Here is a 14,571-nt window from a genome sequence, read left to right on the forward strand (position 1 = left end):
CGCTGTCGGGCGGGGCCGGCGACGACATCCTGATCTCGGGGGCTGCGGGGGGCCAGATGACGGGCGGCGGGGGCCTGGACCGGTTCGTGATCCATGCCGATGCCCCCCTGACCGTAATCACCGATTTCACCCCCGGGGTTGATCAGCTGGACATGTCGGACTTCCCCATGCTGCGCTGGGTGGGCCAATTGACGATCCAGCCCACCGCCTGGGGCGCCCGGATCACCTTTCGCGATGCCACCATCGACGTCTATTCGGCAGGGGGCGGGCCGATGGATGCCAGCGACCTCTTTGCCGGGGGGCTGATCGGGCCGGACCGGGTCTTGGTGCTGTTGCCCGATGCGGGCGACGTGATCATGGGCACAGATGGAAACAACACGCTTGAGGGCACCGAAAACAACGACACGATCCAGGGTCTGGACGGGCGCGACACGATCACGGGCGAGGATGGCAACGACCTGGCCGAAGGCGGGGACGATCATGACGTGATCTTTGGGGGCAATGGCGATGACACGCTGGATGGCGGGGCGGGCAACGATCAGGTCTGGGGCGGGGCCGGCGACGATCTGGTGATCGGCGAGGCGGGCAATGACGAGCTGCGCCTGGGGCAAGGCAATGACACGGGCTATGGCGGCAATGGGGCCGACACGCTGTTCGGGGTCAATGGCAATGACGCGCTCTTTGGCGGGGCGGGCAATGACGTGCTGGAGGGGGGCAGTGGCGCGGATGTGCTGGAGGGCGAGGACGACAATGACGTGCTGCTGGGCGGCGGTGGCCGCGACACGCTGGGCGGCGGGGCCGGCAATGACACGCTCTGGGCCGGGGCCGACGATGACGAGATCGTGGGCGGCACAGGCAATGATGTGCTGATCGGCGAGGGCGGCGCCGACAGCTTTGTGTTTTATGCCAGCCAGGGCACGGATGTGATCCGCGACTTTACCCTGAACGAGGACAGCATCTTGATCGGCAGCGGCGCAAACAGTTTTGGGGATCTGTCGATGAGCCAACAGGGCAATGACGTCCTCATCACGCTGGGAACCGGCATCATCCGCCTCGAAGACGTGACTATCGGTGGCCTTGATGCGGACGATTTCGTGTTTCTTTGAAAGACCACTGGATGAGGTATATAGGAGGAAATTTTACATAATTCCAATTACAAGTCGAATCGGTTTATCAAGGAGCGCGCTACCCTGAAGTGCGACTCCTATTAGAAAACAATGAGTTATCTAATAGGAGATCATGGCATGGGAGCCGTTTACACGCAACTATCACTGCAAGAACGTCGCAAAATCGAGAACTGGTGGCATGCCAAAGTGCCCGTCAGAGAGATGGCGCGTGTTCTGAGGCGCCACAAATCGACGATCTTTCGAGAGATCAAACGCAATTTCTGGGCCGATGATGCGTTCCACAAGAAGTATGCGGGCTACTTTGGTCATGCGGCTCAGCTGCAGACAAACAAGCGCCGTTCCGTGCAGCGCAAGCTGATCCAACATCCAGATCTCTGCAAGTCGGTCATAGCCAAGATCAAGCTTGGTTGGACTCCCGAGCAGATCGGAAACCGGATGATCTACGAAGGCGCTGCGCTGCGCGTCTGCCAGGAGACGATCTACCGTTACATCTATTCTAAGGAAGGCATGGACCAGGAGCTGTGGTGGTACCTGCCCGAGCATCGCAAAGCCCGCAGGACACGCCGCGCCAGAAAGCGTCAGAAGCCCAAGTTCGACCGTGATGTCAGCATCTTGTTCCGCCCGGATGATGTTGCACACCGCCGCCAATTTGGACATTGGGAGGCCGATCTTGTCTTGTTCAAACAACGCTTCGGACAATCAAACGTTACATCGCTTGTCGAGCGCGTCAGCCGGTTCACCGTGCTGCTGAAGAACCCCAACAAACGCACAAAGCCAGTGATGGGCAAGATCATGAAGGCTGTCCGCGACCTGCCCCACATTGCCCGCCGCTCAATCACCTTCGATCGCGGCACCGAGTTCGTCAGCTGGCCGTACCTGCAGGCTGAGATCGGGACGCAGACGTGGTTCTGTGACCCCTCTTCGCCTTGGCAGAAAGGCACAGTGGAAAACACCAACCGACGCGCCCGAAGATGGCTGCCGAGGAAGCGCGACATCACGGCAGTCTCAGATCATGAATTGAAGATGATCTGTGACCGCCTCAACGCAACACCCCGAAAATGCCTCGGATGGAAGACCCCCGCCGAAGTCTTCCGCGAAAAGATGATGGAAGAAATGGGTCAACGCCCGTACCCTCGAAAGGAATAGGAGTCGCAGTTCAGGTATCGCTCACACCTGCGTCGCTGTTCGGTTTTAGATGGCAATGAGACCGGCAGAGCATTGGTTGACGCCATAATCAGCGATAAACAACATCACTGTGTGGTGCTGTTGACCACCTAGGAACAAGCTCTCCGGTGTTCCATTCATAGAGCCAGCCAACATGCTCACCGGTTTTGCGGTCATAGATGCGTTTGACCGCATGAGCATGAAGACGTTCTTCGCAGGTGCACTTCTTAACCATGCGAAGGGAAATAATCGGCCTTGTTTCGATCTTGACGACAGAAGTCACGTCTTACCCTCCGGTTCATGACGACGAGTACACGTGAATTTCGAGACCGAGCCAGCCCTGCTCTAACGGCCAGTTTCAGCCGAATTCCACTACTCGGAATAGTTGAGCTTACCTGTCTGGCGCGATCACGATACAGTACGAAACAGGGCGCAAAAGAACGAAAAACCGGCGCGCAAGACATTGACACGGAATGGAAAATACTTTGTTGCACCGCAGAAAACGGACGAGGATTTTAAGCAACTTTTTGCTCGTCTAGCGTCAGCAGGTGCTGGTAAACGGGTTGATCCTCACGGGTTCCCCGACGGACCGTGGACGCCAGAAACTTTGGCTGACGCAATTTCGTCGATCGAGGTCAATAGTAACGGCATTGAACTCCGTACCGTCCAGGTCTGGTTTCAGGACAATGACAACGGGATCAGCAACGAGAATCTCAGATGGCTTGCACGGATCTTCGGATGTGATGATCCAAAGGCGGCGAGCGAGTGGCAGACTGAGCTAAGCGCAGCTCGATCCAAGCTGGACGCCAAACGGCGCAAAAAGCGGGGAGCGAAGGAAACGACAGCCACGCGCGCTCCAGATTTGGACATGAGTAGCCCCGTTTGCGAAAGCAAGCCAGAGAACGAACTATCTTTAGCGACGAAGCCGGATGCGGCCGCCCAACCAACACAACGTTCGTGGCTTGTGCAGGCAACTGAGGCGGTGTTTAGCCGTTCACCACTGAACCTGCCGGCTTCGGTCTTCGCGGGTGCCGTAGCGCTTCAGTTCACCTCCTACTTCCTTGGTATCCACGAAGTGACTTTCGAAGCCCCCGACGGCCTAACCAAGCAGGTCGGATTCCTTTGGGCCCCCAATTGGACGTTTCTGTTTCTCGCATTCATGCCCATATTTTTCGCGGCTACCGCTGAGTTGCTGTCATTCTGGAAAGAGACGGGCCGACCTAAGGTCGCGAACGAGGTATCTCTTTTTGAGAACCATCGTGACTGGTCGCGCAATCTGGACGCCTCATCTTACACCTTTTGGGCTGTTTTTCTCATATGCCTTCTGTTCGCGGGAGTCTTTCAGTGGATCAGCGTCCGGCTGCTCCCGCTGTTGCGCGGCGGAGGGGACTTCGCGATCGATTGGGGGTCGCTGGCGATCGTAAGTCCGGAGATCATTTCGGTGCCGGAAGCGATGGCCTTCACGGGTTTCGCTTATCTCTACATGTGTATTTCCTTCTACCTTTTCTTCGCGGCACTCATTCTGCTTTACTGCGTTGCTCAGGACTTCGGAAACATCCGGTCGAACGATCCAGGCAACAGAGATGCGGTCAACGACGATGTAATCAGGGTGATCGGGGCCAGAGTGATGCGGGCGATCTTTCGTTGCGTTGTGCTGGCAATACTCATCGCGGTCTGTATGAAACTGCAAAGTGCCTATCTGACCTCGAGTGGCAAAAATATCCTCCGTTGGTTGATGATCGACATGCGGGCGGTTTTCTCTTCAGGCGACAGGCCGCAGAGCCTGGGGAACTACAGCGCGCCCAATCACTTCACGAGCCTATTGATCGTTCTGTCGTCGATATTTGTTTTCCTTCACGGCGCGTCACGGGTGACTGGTGGGGTTCGTGCAAATAACCGATTTGGGATGATGGTGGTGACCATCGGACTTTTGAGCACAGCCTATTTGCTGATTGGCGCGTTTGCGGGTTTCTCGGTCTTGCTGTTGGCTGCCGTGTTACTTGCAACCTACGCTCTCTGTGATCCGGATTTCGGACAAAAGAGCACGAACGAAAAGCGGAGAAGCTAGAGTGTATCTGAGTTGGTTGGATCGGTGGGATGAGAGGCGCGTCCAACAGGGAAATGCGCTGAAAGCACAAACTGAACTTGTCCTAGACGCCGACCTGGCTTTCCGAGTGCCGGAGCAGGATGTCACGCTCGCGGACTTCTGTACCCTTGCGGAACAGGCCTCCCACGATCCGTTATTCTTTGAACGCCCGGAAGCGCCGTTTGTCGATGTCCAGCGCGTGGAAGATCGTCTGATGTTTCCGTCAGACGTTCAAACCGACATCGACGAGAACAACGTTGTTTGGACTCGGGTGACGGAAAGCGGGCGGCTTGAGCAAGCGTTGATCGTCTTTCATCACTGGAATGCCCAAAAGCATCAGCGCCACCTCGAGAACCACTTCTCGAAACGCGGTATCACCGTCGTCGAGATGGCAATGCCCTATCACTTCGAGCGCCGTCGGCCGGGTTCCGTCTATGCGAACTACATGCTCAGCGCCAATATCGGTCGAACCATCCAGTCGGTAAGGCAAGCTGTTCTCGATGGCCGAAAACTCATCACCTGGCTAAAAAGCGAAGGATATGGGGAGATTTCCGTGCTCGGCATGAGCCTTGGCTCATGGGTGGCGGGTCTGGTTGCGGCCTATGATGAAAACGTCTCGAAAGCTTCGCTTTTTCTGACGGCCGGCAGCCTTGCGGATATGGTCTGGACCGGACGTGCAACAGAGGCGATCCGGCAAAGCCTTGAGCCCAGCATGGACCTCGCAGACCTGAGAAGGGCATGGAGTCCGATCAACCAGGAGAATTATGCCCGACAACTCGCCCGGTCCGGGCTAGGCCTGCAGCTTGTATTGGCGAAACGGGATACAGTTGTTGTCCCGGAACTGTCACACACGTTCGTTCAGAGGTTGCTAGCCTCGGGCGCTCATCCCGACGTGCTGGAGCTCAACTGCGGCCACTACTCGCTGGCCCTACCGCCACACATCCTCTGCGCAGGACTTCGATTGCGTAGGTTCCTCAGGGGTCGCTCGTCATCCGACTAGAATGTGTAGCTGACCTTCAGGCCCGCCGAGACGCCATCATTCCCAGAAAAAGCCGTGACTTAGGAGTCCGCACTGCCAAGTTCGAAATATGTGAGACCGGTTGTCACCTCCCAGCTCTCTACCTGATAGGACACGGCTAAGCTATAGCTGACAAAGCCATCAGTACCCGAGAAATTTCCGACGGTGTCGCCAAGATCCCGCTCATAGCCAATGGCCAAGGCCCCGCTCCAGTTCTCGGTGAACTGGCGTCCTATCCCAAGCTCATAGGTCCAGATATCGCTAGTCCCACTGGCGATCGGCGTATTGACCGGGCCGACGCCAGGAACCAGAGAAAAGAAATCGGCGGGCTGTACCCTGAACTCAGACCACTCGCGCCAACGGACCGATCCGAAGACAAGCGTATCAGCCGCTATCCCGGTTTGGGCGTGGACAGTGACGGCCTGTGGGATTTCGACCTCGAATGGTGACCCGCCGTTGTTCCGAAAATCGTGCCTTGTCCGCGACTTGTAGGTAGCGGCAATCCGAAAGGCTATGTCCGGTATCTCGTATGCGATGCCTGCAAGGTATCCCAGCTGGTAGTCTTTGCTGACGCTCAGATCGTAGGGGCTCGGTGTTGATGCAGGCGAAATGACAGTGATGGTTCCATCGACACCAATGAGCCACAGACCACCGTAGACGCTAACCCTGTCGCTGATCTCGTATCTAGCGATTACGGTGTAGGCAATGGACGTCACGTCTGCGCTGGAGCCGCCAAAGAAGGCGAGCGCATTTGAATAGTCCAACGACGCGCCCACCGGCTCATCGACAACAAACGCCAGCGTCACTCGATCGCTCAGATCGCGTTTGTACCCGAACGCATATGCCTGGTAGCTGTTGGCGATGTTGCCCGTCGGCCCTGCCGGAATACCAGACAGAGGAACGCCCGACACCGTTGGCCTCACCGTTCCTACGGAAAACTCGAGATAGTTCCGTCCCTCTTCGAATAGGATCTGCGATGGGTCGCCGCGCCGCTCGATCCCGCCGGCAGTCGCCATTGAGGAAGCAACTGAGAGTAACGCGGCAAGCCTTATCGTGCTCTTCGTTTTTTGTGAAATCATCAGAACCTCACAATCTGCTTTTTTCATCCCCTGAAACATAGCTCTCAAGAAATAGCCCGTTGCGGGATCGGCCATTTCATGCTGATCGCAAGCTGAGTCACCCGCTCCAACGCATCTGAGCCTGCCCCGCTACGCGAAGACGGCAGCAAGGATACAGGGCAAGGTACTTGTCAAAACAGTATTATAATGTCAATAATAAATTATTGAATCGCCATGACTAGCTTTGCACCGAGGAGATTTCATGTTGGTTACCCTCAGAGCGACAGTCTCGGCCGTGGCAACGTTGGCGGCTCTTGCGTTTGTCATGACACCGGGTCGAACCGAAGCCCAATCCTATCAGATCGACTGCGCAATCCTTCTCTGCCTGTCGGGCGGTTGGCCAGCGTCGGTCCCTTGCGCCCACGCGCGTGCCGAGTTCATCCGGCGCATCACACCCTGGCCCGTGGAACCACCCCTGCAGATCTGGCGCTGCCCAATGGGTGCAGCATACAAGGCCGATCCGGATTTTCTCACCAGCGAGCGGATCTACGAGATCATCTTCGAGCTCGATCAGTCCGCCCCGCTTCAGTCTTTCCCAGTCGCAGACATAGACGGAAGCCTTGCAGGCGCCCCTGCCCCCACATTTCCGAAACCACACCCTGCTGTCCTCCATGTCACGGGTAACGACGCGACGCTGTTGCCGGAAGGGTCTGCGCTGCAGCTCGTGCAGGATCGCGCCGATATCGACATCAGCGGTCCGGAATTCAACTTCGTTCGCTCGATCCGAGTCTTTCAGACTCAGGCACGTCAATGGGAAAGTGGCGGAGAGGACGGTGGCGACTGCAATCGATATGCGAGTGTGCGACTCGGCAGCTACGGCCCGCAGGGCGGCTACGGTTGGACTGGGAGCAGCATAGGTGCCCTTCCCGACGCCCATATCGGAGTCGAGCGCTATGGCGATCACTGCCCGGGTATCTGGCATCGTTCGGTTTTCGTGGAGTGGCGCGACTACGAAGGCAACTACGGTTTCGAGCAGGTGAACTACTAGGCAGCAAGGCGTTCCGCGTGCTTGCGCAAAGTGCACAAGCTTCCTCCCCATCGGACCAGCCGCCTGCGCGCGCTATTCTGGCTCCTGAATGTATCGAGGTCCCCTACCCGTCTTGTCTCTGCAAAGTCGCACGCAACACGTTGCAGGCATACATACCAATCTCGCCACCTGTTTCGCCGTAGACGATCATCGTACCTTCCAGCATTTCCTGCTCGTCCGGAACATCCATCGCGCGGATTTCAGCGTTCTTGTCCACCGTCAGGAAGGCGTCCAACGCAGCCGCATGGCAGGCTGCTTCGTCCTCGAAATCCACGCGCGTCTCCACTTCAGACCCAGCCTCAAAATTGAAGATCACGATGATCAGCAAAACGTTCATAGTAATCCGTCCCACGAGAAAACCGGAGGCCGGAACCAAGCGCTCGTTCCGCAGCTTGCCATCCATTGATCATCTCCACGCAGTTGTTTGCCGAAAAAGCCGCTTGTGCGTCATTGACCGACGACTTGCAGAAACCGTCCGTAGTCTTCGCTCACCTCCCGTGCCTCCTCGAAGGCCCGCGCGCGCTCCTCGTCGAGGCAGCGGAAATACGCCTGGATATCCTCGATATAGAGATCAAAGTCAGACCGAATCAGGTCCGCATACGCGCGAATGTCTTTGGCGTCGGTTGGCACGAATGGCCGTTCCGGCGCGTAGCAAGTTTGTGCCATCGCGACCTCCGGAAGCCAAAGAGACAATAATACAGCGATATAGCAGATACAGGTGATCTGTTTGCGCATGGGATCAGGCCCTCGATGCTTGAGGAAAGCGGCTCGCCATGCGTAATACTGGCGTCGAGCGAAAGCTTACGCAAGACAAAACCGCATCTTGCAATCAAAACAGTATTATTGTAATAATGGCTCATCGGAACCAATTGCTCCGGTGCGCCCAAAGACAGGAAGAGCGCGCCGTGGCGATAGATTTACAAAAAGAAGCGCCGAATGTGGTTACAGAAGCGGGATTCAAGATGCTCGTTGAATCCGGATACAGTGTCGAAGTCGTGTGCAAGCAGGATGCCTACCGGAAGAACTCCGTGTGGCATGGCGTATGGCTCTTGCGCGCCGTCAACGAAGACGGGGTCGAGAAGGAACTCGTCACCGCCCGGGCGCGCCCCGATGGCGACTTTATCCAACTCAGGGTCTTCAAGACCGTCACTGGCCTCACCTCCTTCCTCATCGATCTCGGTTTCTCGGTGGTGGCCTTCCCGGTTTACGAAGGACAGCGCTGGACCTACACCTTGGCAGATACGCCCGACGACGACAGCGACGGCTAGCGCCGTTCTTCTGCTGCTCGCGGCACATGCCGCACCGGCGCAAATGGTCTTCACGATGGAAAGCGACGGATCGCTTTCCCACTCAAACGCCCAAAACAGTTTCGCACGCAATTACAATGACGGCGTGGGCCAGGGCGATCCCGACGCGCCGCTGCATATCTTTGGAGACAGCGCCGAGACCAAGCTTGAGCCGGACAATGGCACCTTCCGCATCGCAGCGGTCGCCCCACGCTTCGCGGTCCCGCGCCCGGACATCCTCGCCGCCATAGACGAGACGGCGCTTCGCTATGCCAGCCACTCAGGTTTGCGTACATCTGGCCTTTCGGTGACAGAGTGGCGCCTCCTCTTTCGCGCCAACATCGAAATCGAAAGTGCCTACAATCCGAACGCGCGGTCGCGGGTCGGCGCTATCGGCCTTGGCCAGCTCATGCCGGGAACCGCAGAGATTCTCGGCGTCGATTCCTCTGACTGGCGCGCCAATCTCGATGGCTCCGCACGGTATCTGGCCGCACAGCTCGAGACCTTCCGGGACACGCGACTGGCGTTGGCGGCCTACAACGCCGGACCCGACGCTGTCCGCGCGCATGATGGCATTCCCCCCTATCGAGAAACGCAAAACCACGTTCAGCGGGTGCTGGCCGTGTTCAACAGGCTGGAAGGAGAAACCCCATGAGGCCGTTACCCCTACTTCTGACCGTTCTGACGGTCTTCGCCTTTGTGGCCGAACCAGCGATGGCGCAATCGATTGACCTGTCGCCGATCCAGGATCTTCTGCAGGGCATCGTAGACGCCCTTACCGGCGCCCTCGGCGTCGTCATCGCCACGCTCGCCGTGATCGGTGTCTTCCTGAGCTGGTTTTTCAACATCATCGATCTGCGCCAGGCCCTTTGGGTTCTGGTCGGCATCGCAGGTGTCGCCGCTGCGCCCACGATCGTGGCCGCGGTCTTCAGCTGACGAGATTGGCGTGGCGGAACGATCCCCCCTCTTCCTTGGCCTCGTACGCCCGCCGAAACTCTTCGGTCTGCCGATCATGTATGCCGTGGTCTGGCTCTTCGGCTCCGTCCTGCTCTTCGTCTGGATTCAGAGTTTCGCCGTCCTTGGTATCGCAGCCGTTCTCTATCCCCTTATCTGGAAGGCCGCGGACTGGGATCCGCGCTTCATCGATGTCGCGATGACCACGCTTCAGGAAACCCCGCCCACCCGAAACCGCAAAATCCATGGGGGAGACAGCTATGCCCCGTGATGACGTCAGCGGACGCGGCGAGCGTGATGAGCGCACGCTGATGCCAAAATGGTTTCAGCACGAACGACACCTCGCACATATGCTGCCATACGTGAGTCTCGTCGATGATCACACGGTCCGCACCCGGGTCAACGAGCTCTTCCAATGCGTCCGGATCACGGGGGTCAACAGCTACACGAAAGATGACGACTACCTCGACAAAGTCCGCGCCCTCTTTGCCCGGATCGTCGCGCAGCTCGGCGAAGAATTCTCCTACTACGTCCACAAGGTCTCGAAGGGTATTCATGTCGATCTTGAGCCGATTGAGGGCGACACATTCGCCGCGATTGTCGACGCACAATGGCGTGGCAAGATGGAAAGCAGCGGGCTTCGGGACAAGACGCTCACGCTCACCGTCATCCACCGCCCGCCGAACAAGAGCTTCCTCAGCTTCATGCGGAGCCCCTCCCCCGAACGGCTCAAAGACGAGACAGCGAAGCGGCTGCGTCGGTTGAATGAAGCCGTCGGGATCTTCACATCTGGTCTGACGGAGCTGAAGCCCTCGGTGCTCTCGGCCGAGACCGGGGATCTCGTGGGCTTCCTCGGTGCCCTGAACACCGGCCAAGAACGCCCGCTCTATCATAGCTCGCAGTTCGGCTTTCTGGCCTCCTCGGCCGCGAATACCCGCGTGACCTTCTTCGGGGGTCATTTCGAGCTGAGCGAGGGCGTCGCCGGCCGCCGTTTCGGCAAGAGCTACTCCATCAAGGATTACTCCGAGCAGACGAACTGCACGATGTTCGACACGCTCAACCTGCCCGTCGATATGATCGTCACACACTCCTTCGCACCCGTGAACACGAACATGACGATCTCGCGGATCAAGCGGCAGATGAAGCAGATGCATGCCGCCGATGATGCCGCGGTGTCACTGCGCGAAAACCTCTCCTTCCTTGCCGATGATCTCGAAGCCAAACGCGCCAGCATGGGCGATCACCATATGGTGGTCACGGTCTTTGCCGAAACACTCGACGCCCTGGAACCCCTCGGCGCCGAGATCGTGAATGCTGCGGCTTCCGAAGGCGTCACGATGGTGAGTGACCGCTTCGGGGCCAACACACATTACTTCAGCCAGCATCCGGGCAATCAGCCCAAGCGCTTGCGGCCAAGCACGATCACCAACCGCAACTTCGCGGATTTCGCGGCCTTCCACCGGACGCAGCTTGGCAAGCATGGCGACGGGGTGCCCTGGGGCAAGGTGATCTCGCTCTTCCCTACCCCGGAAAGGAGCGCCTATCGCTTTTCTTTCCATGAGGCAGGATCGCCTGAGAAAGAACCCACCAGCGGTCACACGCTCATCATGGGCCGTCCCGGTTCTGGCAAATCGGTCTTGGCCGCCTTTCTGATGACTCAAGGAAAGCGTGCCGGGGCGCGGGTCTTCGTCTTCGACTACCGGCGGGGCATGGAGATGGCTGTGCGCGCCAATGGCGGGCGCTACACCACGATCCAGGGCGGCATGCCCACGGGGCTCAATCCCCTCTGGACCGAGACCGACAGCCGCGGCATTGCCTGGCTCGCGGACTGGTTCTGCACGCTCCTCTATCGCGAAGACAAGCCACTGACGCCGGCCCAAACCAACCGGATCATGGAGTGCGTACGCCAGAACGCACAGGCCACCTATCCCGGCCTTCGCGACTGGCAGAACTTCGCCTCGCTCTTCATGTCCATGGATGATGAGGGGGATCTGAACCAGCGCGTCCTCGAATGGGCCGAGAAAGGCCGCTTCGGCTGGATCTTCGGCCATAGTCTCGAAGACACCTTTTCTCTCGATGGCGACATGGTCGGCTTCGATCTAACAGGCATCCTCGACAGCGAAAGCGACAAGGAACGGATGGCGGTCCTGAGCTACCTCTTCCGCCGGATCGAGCGGAAGATCGAGGATCGTAAGCCCACGATCATCATCATCGACGAAGCCTGGAAGGCGCTCGACAACGCGTATTTTGCCGAGCGGCTATCGCAATGGCTCGTCACGGCCCGGAAACAAAACACTGTTGCTGTGATGATGACCCAGTACGCGAGCCAGCTCGAACGCACGCGCACAGGCAAGACCATCGTCGAGGCCGTCCCGACGCAGGTCCTGCTACCAAATATCCGCGCAAACGCGTCGGACTATCAGATGCTCAATCTCTACCAGAAAGAGCTAGATACGCTGCTGAACACCGGCACGAATTCCCGGCTCGCGCTCATCCGCGATGATCAGGGCTCGGTGGTCGTCGATGCTGACCTGAGCGCCCTCGGGCCCAACCTCACCATCCTTGGCGGCATGGAGGCCGGCGAAAAACTCGTCGGACCCGATTACCGCGACCGTCCTGATTTTTGGAGGCTCCAGCCATGAAGACAATCTCTCTCGCCTTGCTACTCTGTGCCGCTGCAGCCTGCTCCAACTACCGTGAGCCGCAGGCGAACTGCTTTGCCTTCGTTTCCCAAGGCCCTGCCCCACTTGACTGCCACTTCGAGGCGCTTCGTGGTCCTGATCCCGAGGACGTTGCCAATGAGTAAGCGCGCCGTTGCCACGCTGCTTCTGATCGGCGCGACGTCTGTCGCGCTGGCTCAAGGCGTGCCGGTCAACGATAGCGGGCTCACCGCACGCGATCTGATCGAGACGGCGGACCGCGAAGCTGATCTGGCGGTGCAGCGCGAGACGCTGACTGTCCAGGAACAGATCACGGCGATCGAACGCGAACAGCTTGCGGTGCTCGATGCAATCCTTGACGCACAGACCAGTTTCGACAGCGCATCGATCACCGGTGTGGTCACGGACCTCGAAAGCGGAAGTGGAGATGCCGACCGATCAGCCGCAGCTGTCTATGGGACGTCCGAGATCGACCCCAATCCCGCCGGTGAACAGATGTTCGGCGACGCAGCGGAGAATATCGAGCAGCTGATCATCCGGGTTGCCCAGGAAACCCACGGCCGACCCGGGGTCTCTGCCGCGGGTCTCTCGGTTGTCCAGTGGCGCGCGCTTCTCCAGGCGCTGATCTGGCAGGAGAGCCGCTTCGTGATCCGCGCGGAAAGCCCTGTGGGCGCATACGGGCTGACCCAAATCATGCCTGGGACCGCCAGCGATCTCGGGATCAACCCGGAATACCGCACGAGCCCTTATCTGCAGGTCAACGGCGGTGCGCGGTATCTCTCAGACCAGCTCGCGCGCTTTGCTGGTAACATCTTCTTCGGGCTTGCGGCCTACAATGCAGGCCCGGGTCGCGTGATCGAATATGGTGGCGTGCCACCGTTCCGGGAAACCCAACACTACGTCACCGTCATCCCGCAACAATACAACGCTTATCTCGCGCGGATCGGCGGAATCGAAGCGCTCGGAACCATCGACCCGGCCCTGCTCGCCAACTCGAACCTCTCCCTCACCGGTGCAGGTGCCGCCTTCTATGGCAGCAACTCCCCAACCGCGATCCGACAGGCCGCCCTTCGCGTGCGCGATATCGTGACCCGGATCGGCAGCACTGCCGACGTGCATGAGTCCATGGCGCTCAACACCTACGCACGGGCCGAACTGGTCAGACTCATCGCTGCCCTGACGCGTCTCCAAGCTGCGCGCACGCAGCCTCTTAGTGCCGAGCAGATGCGGCTCGCTGCCGCCCGCATGCAGGAACAAGACTTCATGACCTTCATCATTGAGGAGCTGGACTGATGCCCGCCCAAACCCGTCTTAAGACTATAAGTATACTCACTTTGACAGCTTTGCTGCCACTAGGTGGCATCGTCACTCCACTTACACTGATACCTTCAACCGGGATGGCACAAGGCGTCCCGGTCGTCGACGCCCAGAACATCGCACAAAACATCCAGCAACTGCGCCAGATGATCGAGGACGAGCTCTTGCAGAACGAGCAGCTCCTGCAGCTGCGCGAACAACTCACCACACTCACCGATCAACTGGCCGAGCTTCAGCGTACCTATGAGGCGCTGACCCGCCTCGCGGAACTCCCCGAAGTTATCGCCACTGAAATGGAGGCCGAACTCAATGGCATCCTCGATCAGGAATTTGGCGACATACAAGCCACGATCCAGGCCATTCGCACAGGCGACTTCTCGGGGCTCAGTGGCTCGGGTGCCGCCGAGATCGAAACCCAGATGGACCGCGTCCTGGCAGAGCTTGGTTTCGACGACGATACGCTCCGGGAGATGGCCACGAGCGGCAATGCCGGGGCCGAGCGGATCGCCACACAAGCGACCACCGGCGCGCTCGTCTCCGCCGCTGCCCAGAACAGCTACGACGATGCGGGCCAATCGCTCGAACGCGTAGATCGGCTCGTCGGCCTGATCGACGACATGGACGAGCTCAAGGAAAGTGTCGATCTCAACACCCGCGTCACCGCCGAACTCGCCATCGCGCTTGTTGCCATGTGGCAGCTCGAGGCCGTGCAGACCGTGGGCGACGGCACCGGCGGCGTCATCGATGCCGCCACCATCGCCGAGGAACAGAACTTCATGGAGTTCACCATTCCGGATCTGGGCGACTGACTATC

General features: G+C 58.7%; 17 protein-coding genes. 13 read left to right on the top strand and 4 right to left on the bottom strand.

All coding sequences use genetic code 11. The features are described from left to right. Both Q1A44_RS19240 and Q1A44_RS19245 read left to right on the top strand, forming a co-directional pair. On the top strand, positions 1–1,106 hold a 1,106-nt coding region (locus Q1A44_RS19240), incomplete at its 5' end, for a calcium-binding protein (RefSeq protein WP_299628537.1). A gap of 138 nt (positions 1,107–1,244) precedes the next feature. Further along, positions 1,245–2,273, top strand: coding sequence for an IS30 family transposase (locus tag Q1A44_RS19245; RefSeq protein WP_299628538.1), 1,029 nt, complete (start codon positions 1,245–1,247; stop codon positions 2,271–2,273). Positions 2,274–2,361: 88 nt separating this feature from the next. Here the strand turns inward: Q1A44_RS19245 and Q1A44_RS19250 are convergent, their stop codons facing one another. Beyond that, positions 2,362–2,574, bottom strand: coding sequence for a hypothetical protein (locus tag Q1A44_RS19250; protein WP_299628539.1), 213 nt, complete (start codon positions 2,572–2,574; stop codon positions 2,362–2,364). Positions 2,575–2,676: 102 nt separating this feature from the next. Between Q1A44_RS19250 and Q1A44_RS19255 the strand changes: the two genes are divergently transcribed. Further along, positions 2,677–4,359, top strand: coding sequence for a hypothetical protein (locus tag Q1A44_RS19255; protein WP_299628540.1), 1,683 nt, complete (start codon positions 2,677–2,679; stop codon positions 4,357–4,359). Between the two features lies 1 nt (position 4,360). Next, positions 4,361–5,377: an alpha/beta hydrolase family protein gene (locus tag Q1A44_RS19260; protein ID WP_299628541.1), complete on the top strand. Its 1,017-nt coding sequence runs from the start codon at positions 4,361–4,363 to the stop codon at positions 5,375–5,377. Positions 5,378–5,436: 59 nt separating this feature from the next. Here Q1A44_RS19260 and Q1A44_RS19265 read toward each other — a convergent pair whose 3' ends face one another. Next, a complete protein-coding gene (locus Q1A44_RS19265; protein WP_299628542.1) occupies positions 5,437–6,411 on the bottom strand; it encodes a hypothetical protein in 975 nt (324 codons plus the stop codon). 367 nt (positions 6,412–6,778) lie between these two features. Here Q1A44_RS19265 and Q1A44_RS19270 point away from each other — a divergent pair, with 367 nt between their 5' ends. After that, positions 6,779–7,501: a hypothetical protein gene (locus Q1A44_RS19270; RefSeq protein WP_299628692.1), complete on the top strand. Its 723-nt coding sequence runs from the start codon at positions 6,779–6,781 to the stop codon at positions 7,499–7,501. A 103-nt stretch (positions 7,502–7,604) separates the two neighbouring features. Here Q1A44_RS19270 and Q1A44_RS19275 read toward each other — a convergent pair whose 3' ends face one another. After that, complete coding sequence (locus Q1A44_RS19275; protein ID WP_299628543.1) at positions 7,605–7,943, bottom strand: hypothetical protein; 339 nt, start codon at positions 7,941–7,943, stop codon at positions 7,605–7,607. Between the two features lie 44 nt (positions 7,944–7,987). Continuing rightward, a complete protein-coding gene (locus Q1A44_RS19280) occupies positions 7,988–8,206 on the bottom strand; it encodes a hypothetical protein (RefSeq protein WP_299628694.1) in 219 nt (72 codons plus the stop codon). A gap of 107 nt (positions 8,207–8,313) precedes the next feature. Between Q1A44_RS19280 and Q1A44_RS19285 the strand changes: the two genes are divergently transcribed. From Q1A44_RS19285 to Q1A44_RS19320, 8 genes are all read left to right on the top strand, one after another. Further along, the gene (locus Q1A44_RS19285) at positions 8,314–8,808 is read left to right on the top strand and encodes a hypothetical protein (protein WP_299628544.1); all 495 of its coding nucleotides are present in this window, start codon (positions 8,314–8,316) and stop codon (positions 8,806–8,808) included. Between the two features lie 43 nt (positions 8,809–8,851). After that, the gene (locus Q1A44_RS19290) at positions 8,852–9,481 is read left to right on the top strand and encodes a lytic transglycosylase domain-containing protein (protein WP_299628545.1); all 630 of its coding nucleotides are present in this window, start codon (positions 8,852–8,854) and stop codon (positions 9,479–9,481) included. Further along, on the top strand, positions 9,478–9,762 hold the full coding sequence (locus tag Q1A44_RS19295) for a TrbC/VirB2 family protein (protein WP_299628546.1): 285 nt from the start codon (positions 9,478–9,480) through the stop codon (positions 9,760–9,762). The genes Q1A44_RS19290 and Q1A44_RS19295 overlap by 4 nt, the downstream gene beginning before the upstream one ends. Before the next feature lie 10 nt (positions 9,763–9,772). Then, positions 9,773–10,051, top strand: a complete 279-nt coding sequence (locus Q1A44_RS19300) for a VirB3 family type IV secretion system protein (protein WP_299628547.1) — start codon at positions 9,773–9,775, stop codon at positions 10,049–10,051. Beyond that, the gene (locus tag Q1A44_RS19305; RefSeq protein WP_299628548.1) at positions 10,041–12,422 is read left to right on the top strand and encodes a type IV secretion system protein B4; all 2,382 of its coding nucleotides are present in this window, start codon (positions 10,041–10,043) and stop codon (positions 12,420–12,422) included. The genes Q1A44_RS19300 and Q1A44_RS19305 overlap by 11 nt, the downstream gene beginning before the upstream one ends. After that, complete coding sequence (locus Q1A44_RS19310; RefSeq protein WP_299628549.1) at positions 12,419–12,586, top strand: hypothetical protein; 168 nt, start codon at positions 12,419–12,421, stop codon at positions 12,584–12,586. Before Q1A44_RS19305 ends, Q1A44_RS19310 begins: the two co-directional genes overlap by 4 nt. Positions 12,587–12,644: 58 nt before the next feature. Further along, positions 12,645–13,733, top strand: coding sequence for a lytic transglycosylase domain-containing protein (locus tag Q1A44_RS19315; RefSeq protein WP_366942616.1), 1,089 nt, complete (start codon positions 12,645–12,647; stop codon positions 13,731–13,733). A 104-nt stretch (positions 13,734–13,837) separates the two neighbouring features. Beyond that, on the top strand, positions 13,838–14,566 hold the full coding sequence (locus tag Q1A44_RS19320) for a type IV secretion system protein (protein WP_299628551.1): 729 nt from the start codon (positions 13,838–13,840) through the stop codon (positions 14,564–14,566). Positions 14,567–14,571: the final 5 nt, after the last annotated feature.

Source organism: uncultured Tateyamaria sp., from assembly GCF_947503705.1.
In the GTDB taxonomy this organism is placed as follows: domain Bacteria; phylum Pseudomonadota; class Alphaproteobacteria; order Rhodobacterales; family Rhodobacteraceae; genus Tateyamaria.

What these genes read in the sequence shown, in the direction of transcription:
- Q1A44_RS19265 (WP_299628542.1), bottom strand. Translation starts at nt 6,411, where the DNA reads ATGGCGACTGCCGGCGGGATCGAGCGGCGCGGCGACCCATCGCAGATC.
- Q1A44_RS19305 (WP_299628548.1), top strand. Translation starts at nt 10,041, where the DNA reads ATGCCCCGTGATGACGTCAGCGGACGCGGCGAGCGTGATGAGCGCACG.
- Q1A44_RS19290 (WP_299628545.1), top strand. Translation starts at nt 8,852, where the DNA reads ATGGTCTTCACGATGGAAAGCGACGGATCGCTTTCCCACTCAAACGCC.
- Q1A44_RS19280 (WP_299628694.1), bottom strand. Translation starts at nt 8,206, where the DNA reads ATGGCACAAACTTGCTACGCGCCGGAACGGCCATTCGTGCCAACCGAC.
- Q1A44_RS19270 (WP_299628692.1), top strand. Translation starts at nt 6,779, where the DNA reads ATGACACCGGGTCGAACCGAAGCCCAATCCTATCAGATCGACTGCGCA.
- Q1A44_RS19310 (WP_299628549.1), top strand. Translation starts at nt 12,419, where the DNA reads ATGAAGACAATCTCTCTCGCCTTGCTACTCTGTGCCGCTGCAGCCTGC.
- Q1A44_RS19275 (WP_299628543.1), bottom strand. Translation starts at nt 7,943, where the DNA reads ATGGATGGCAAGCTGCGGAACGAGCGCTTGGTTCCGGCCTCCGGTTTT.
- Q1A44_RS19320 (WP_299628551.1), top strand. Translation starts at nt 13,838, where the DNA reads ATGGCACAAGGCGTCCCGGTCGTCGACGCCCAGAACATCGCACAAAAC.
- Q1A44_RS19245 (WP_299628538.1), top strand. Translation starts at nt 1,245, where the DNA reads ATGGGAGCCGTTTACACGCAACTATCACTGCAAGAACGTCGCAAAATC.
- Q1A44_RS19285 (WP_299628544.1), top strand. Translation starts at nt 8,314, where the DNA reads ATGCGTAATACTGGCGTCGAGCGAAAGCTTACGCAAGACAAAACCGCA.
- Q1A44_RS19295 (WP_299628546.1), top strand. Translation starts at nt 9,478, where the DNA reads ATGAGGCCGTTACCCCTACTTCTGACCGTTCTGACGGTCTTCGCCTTT.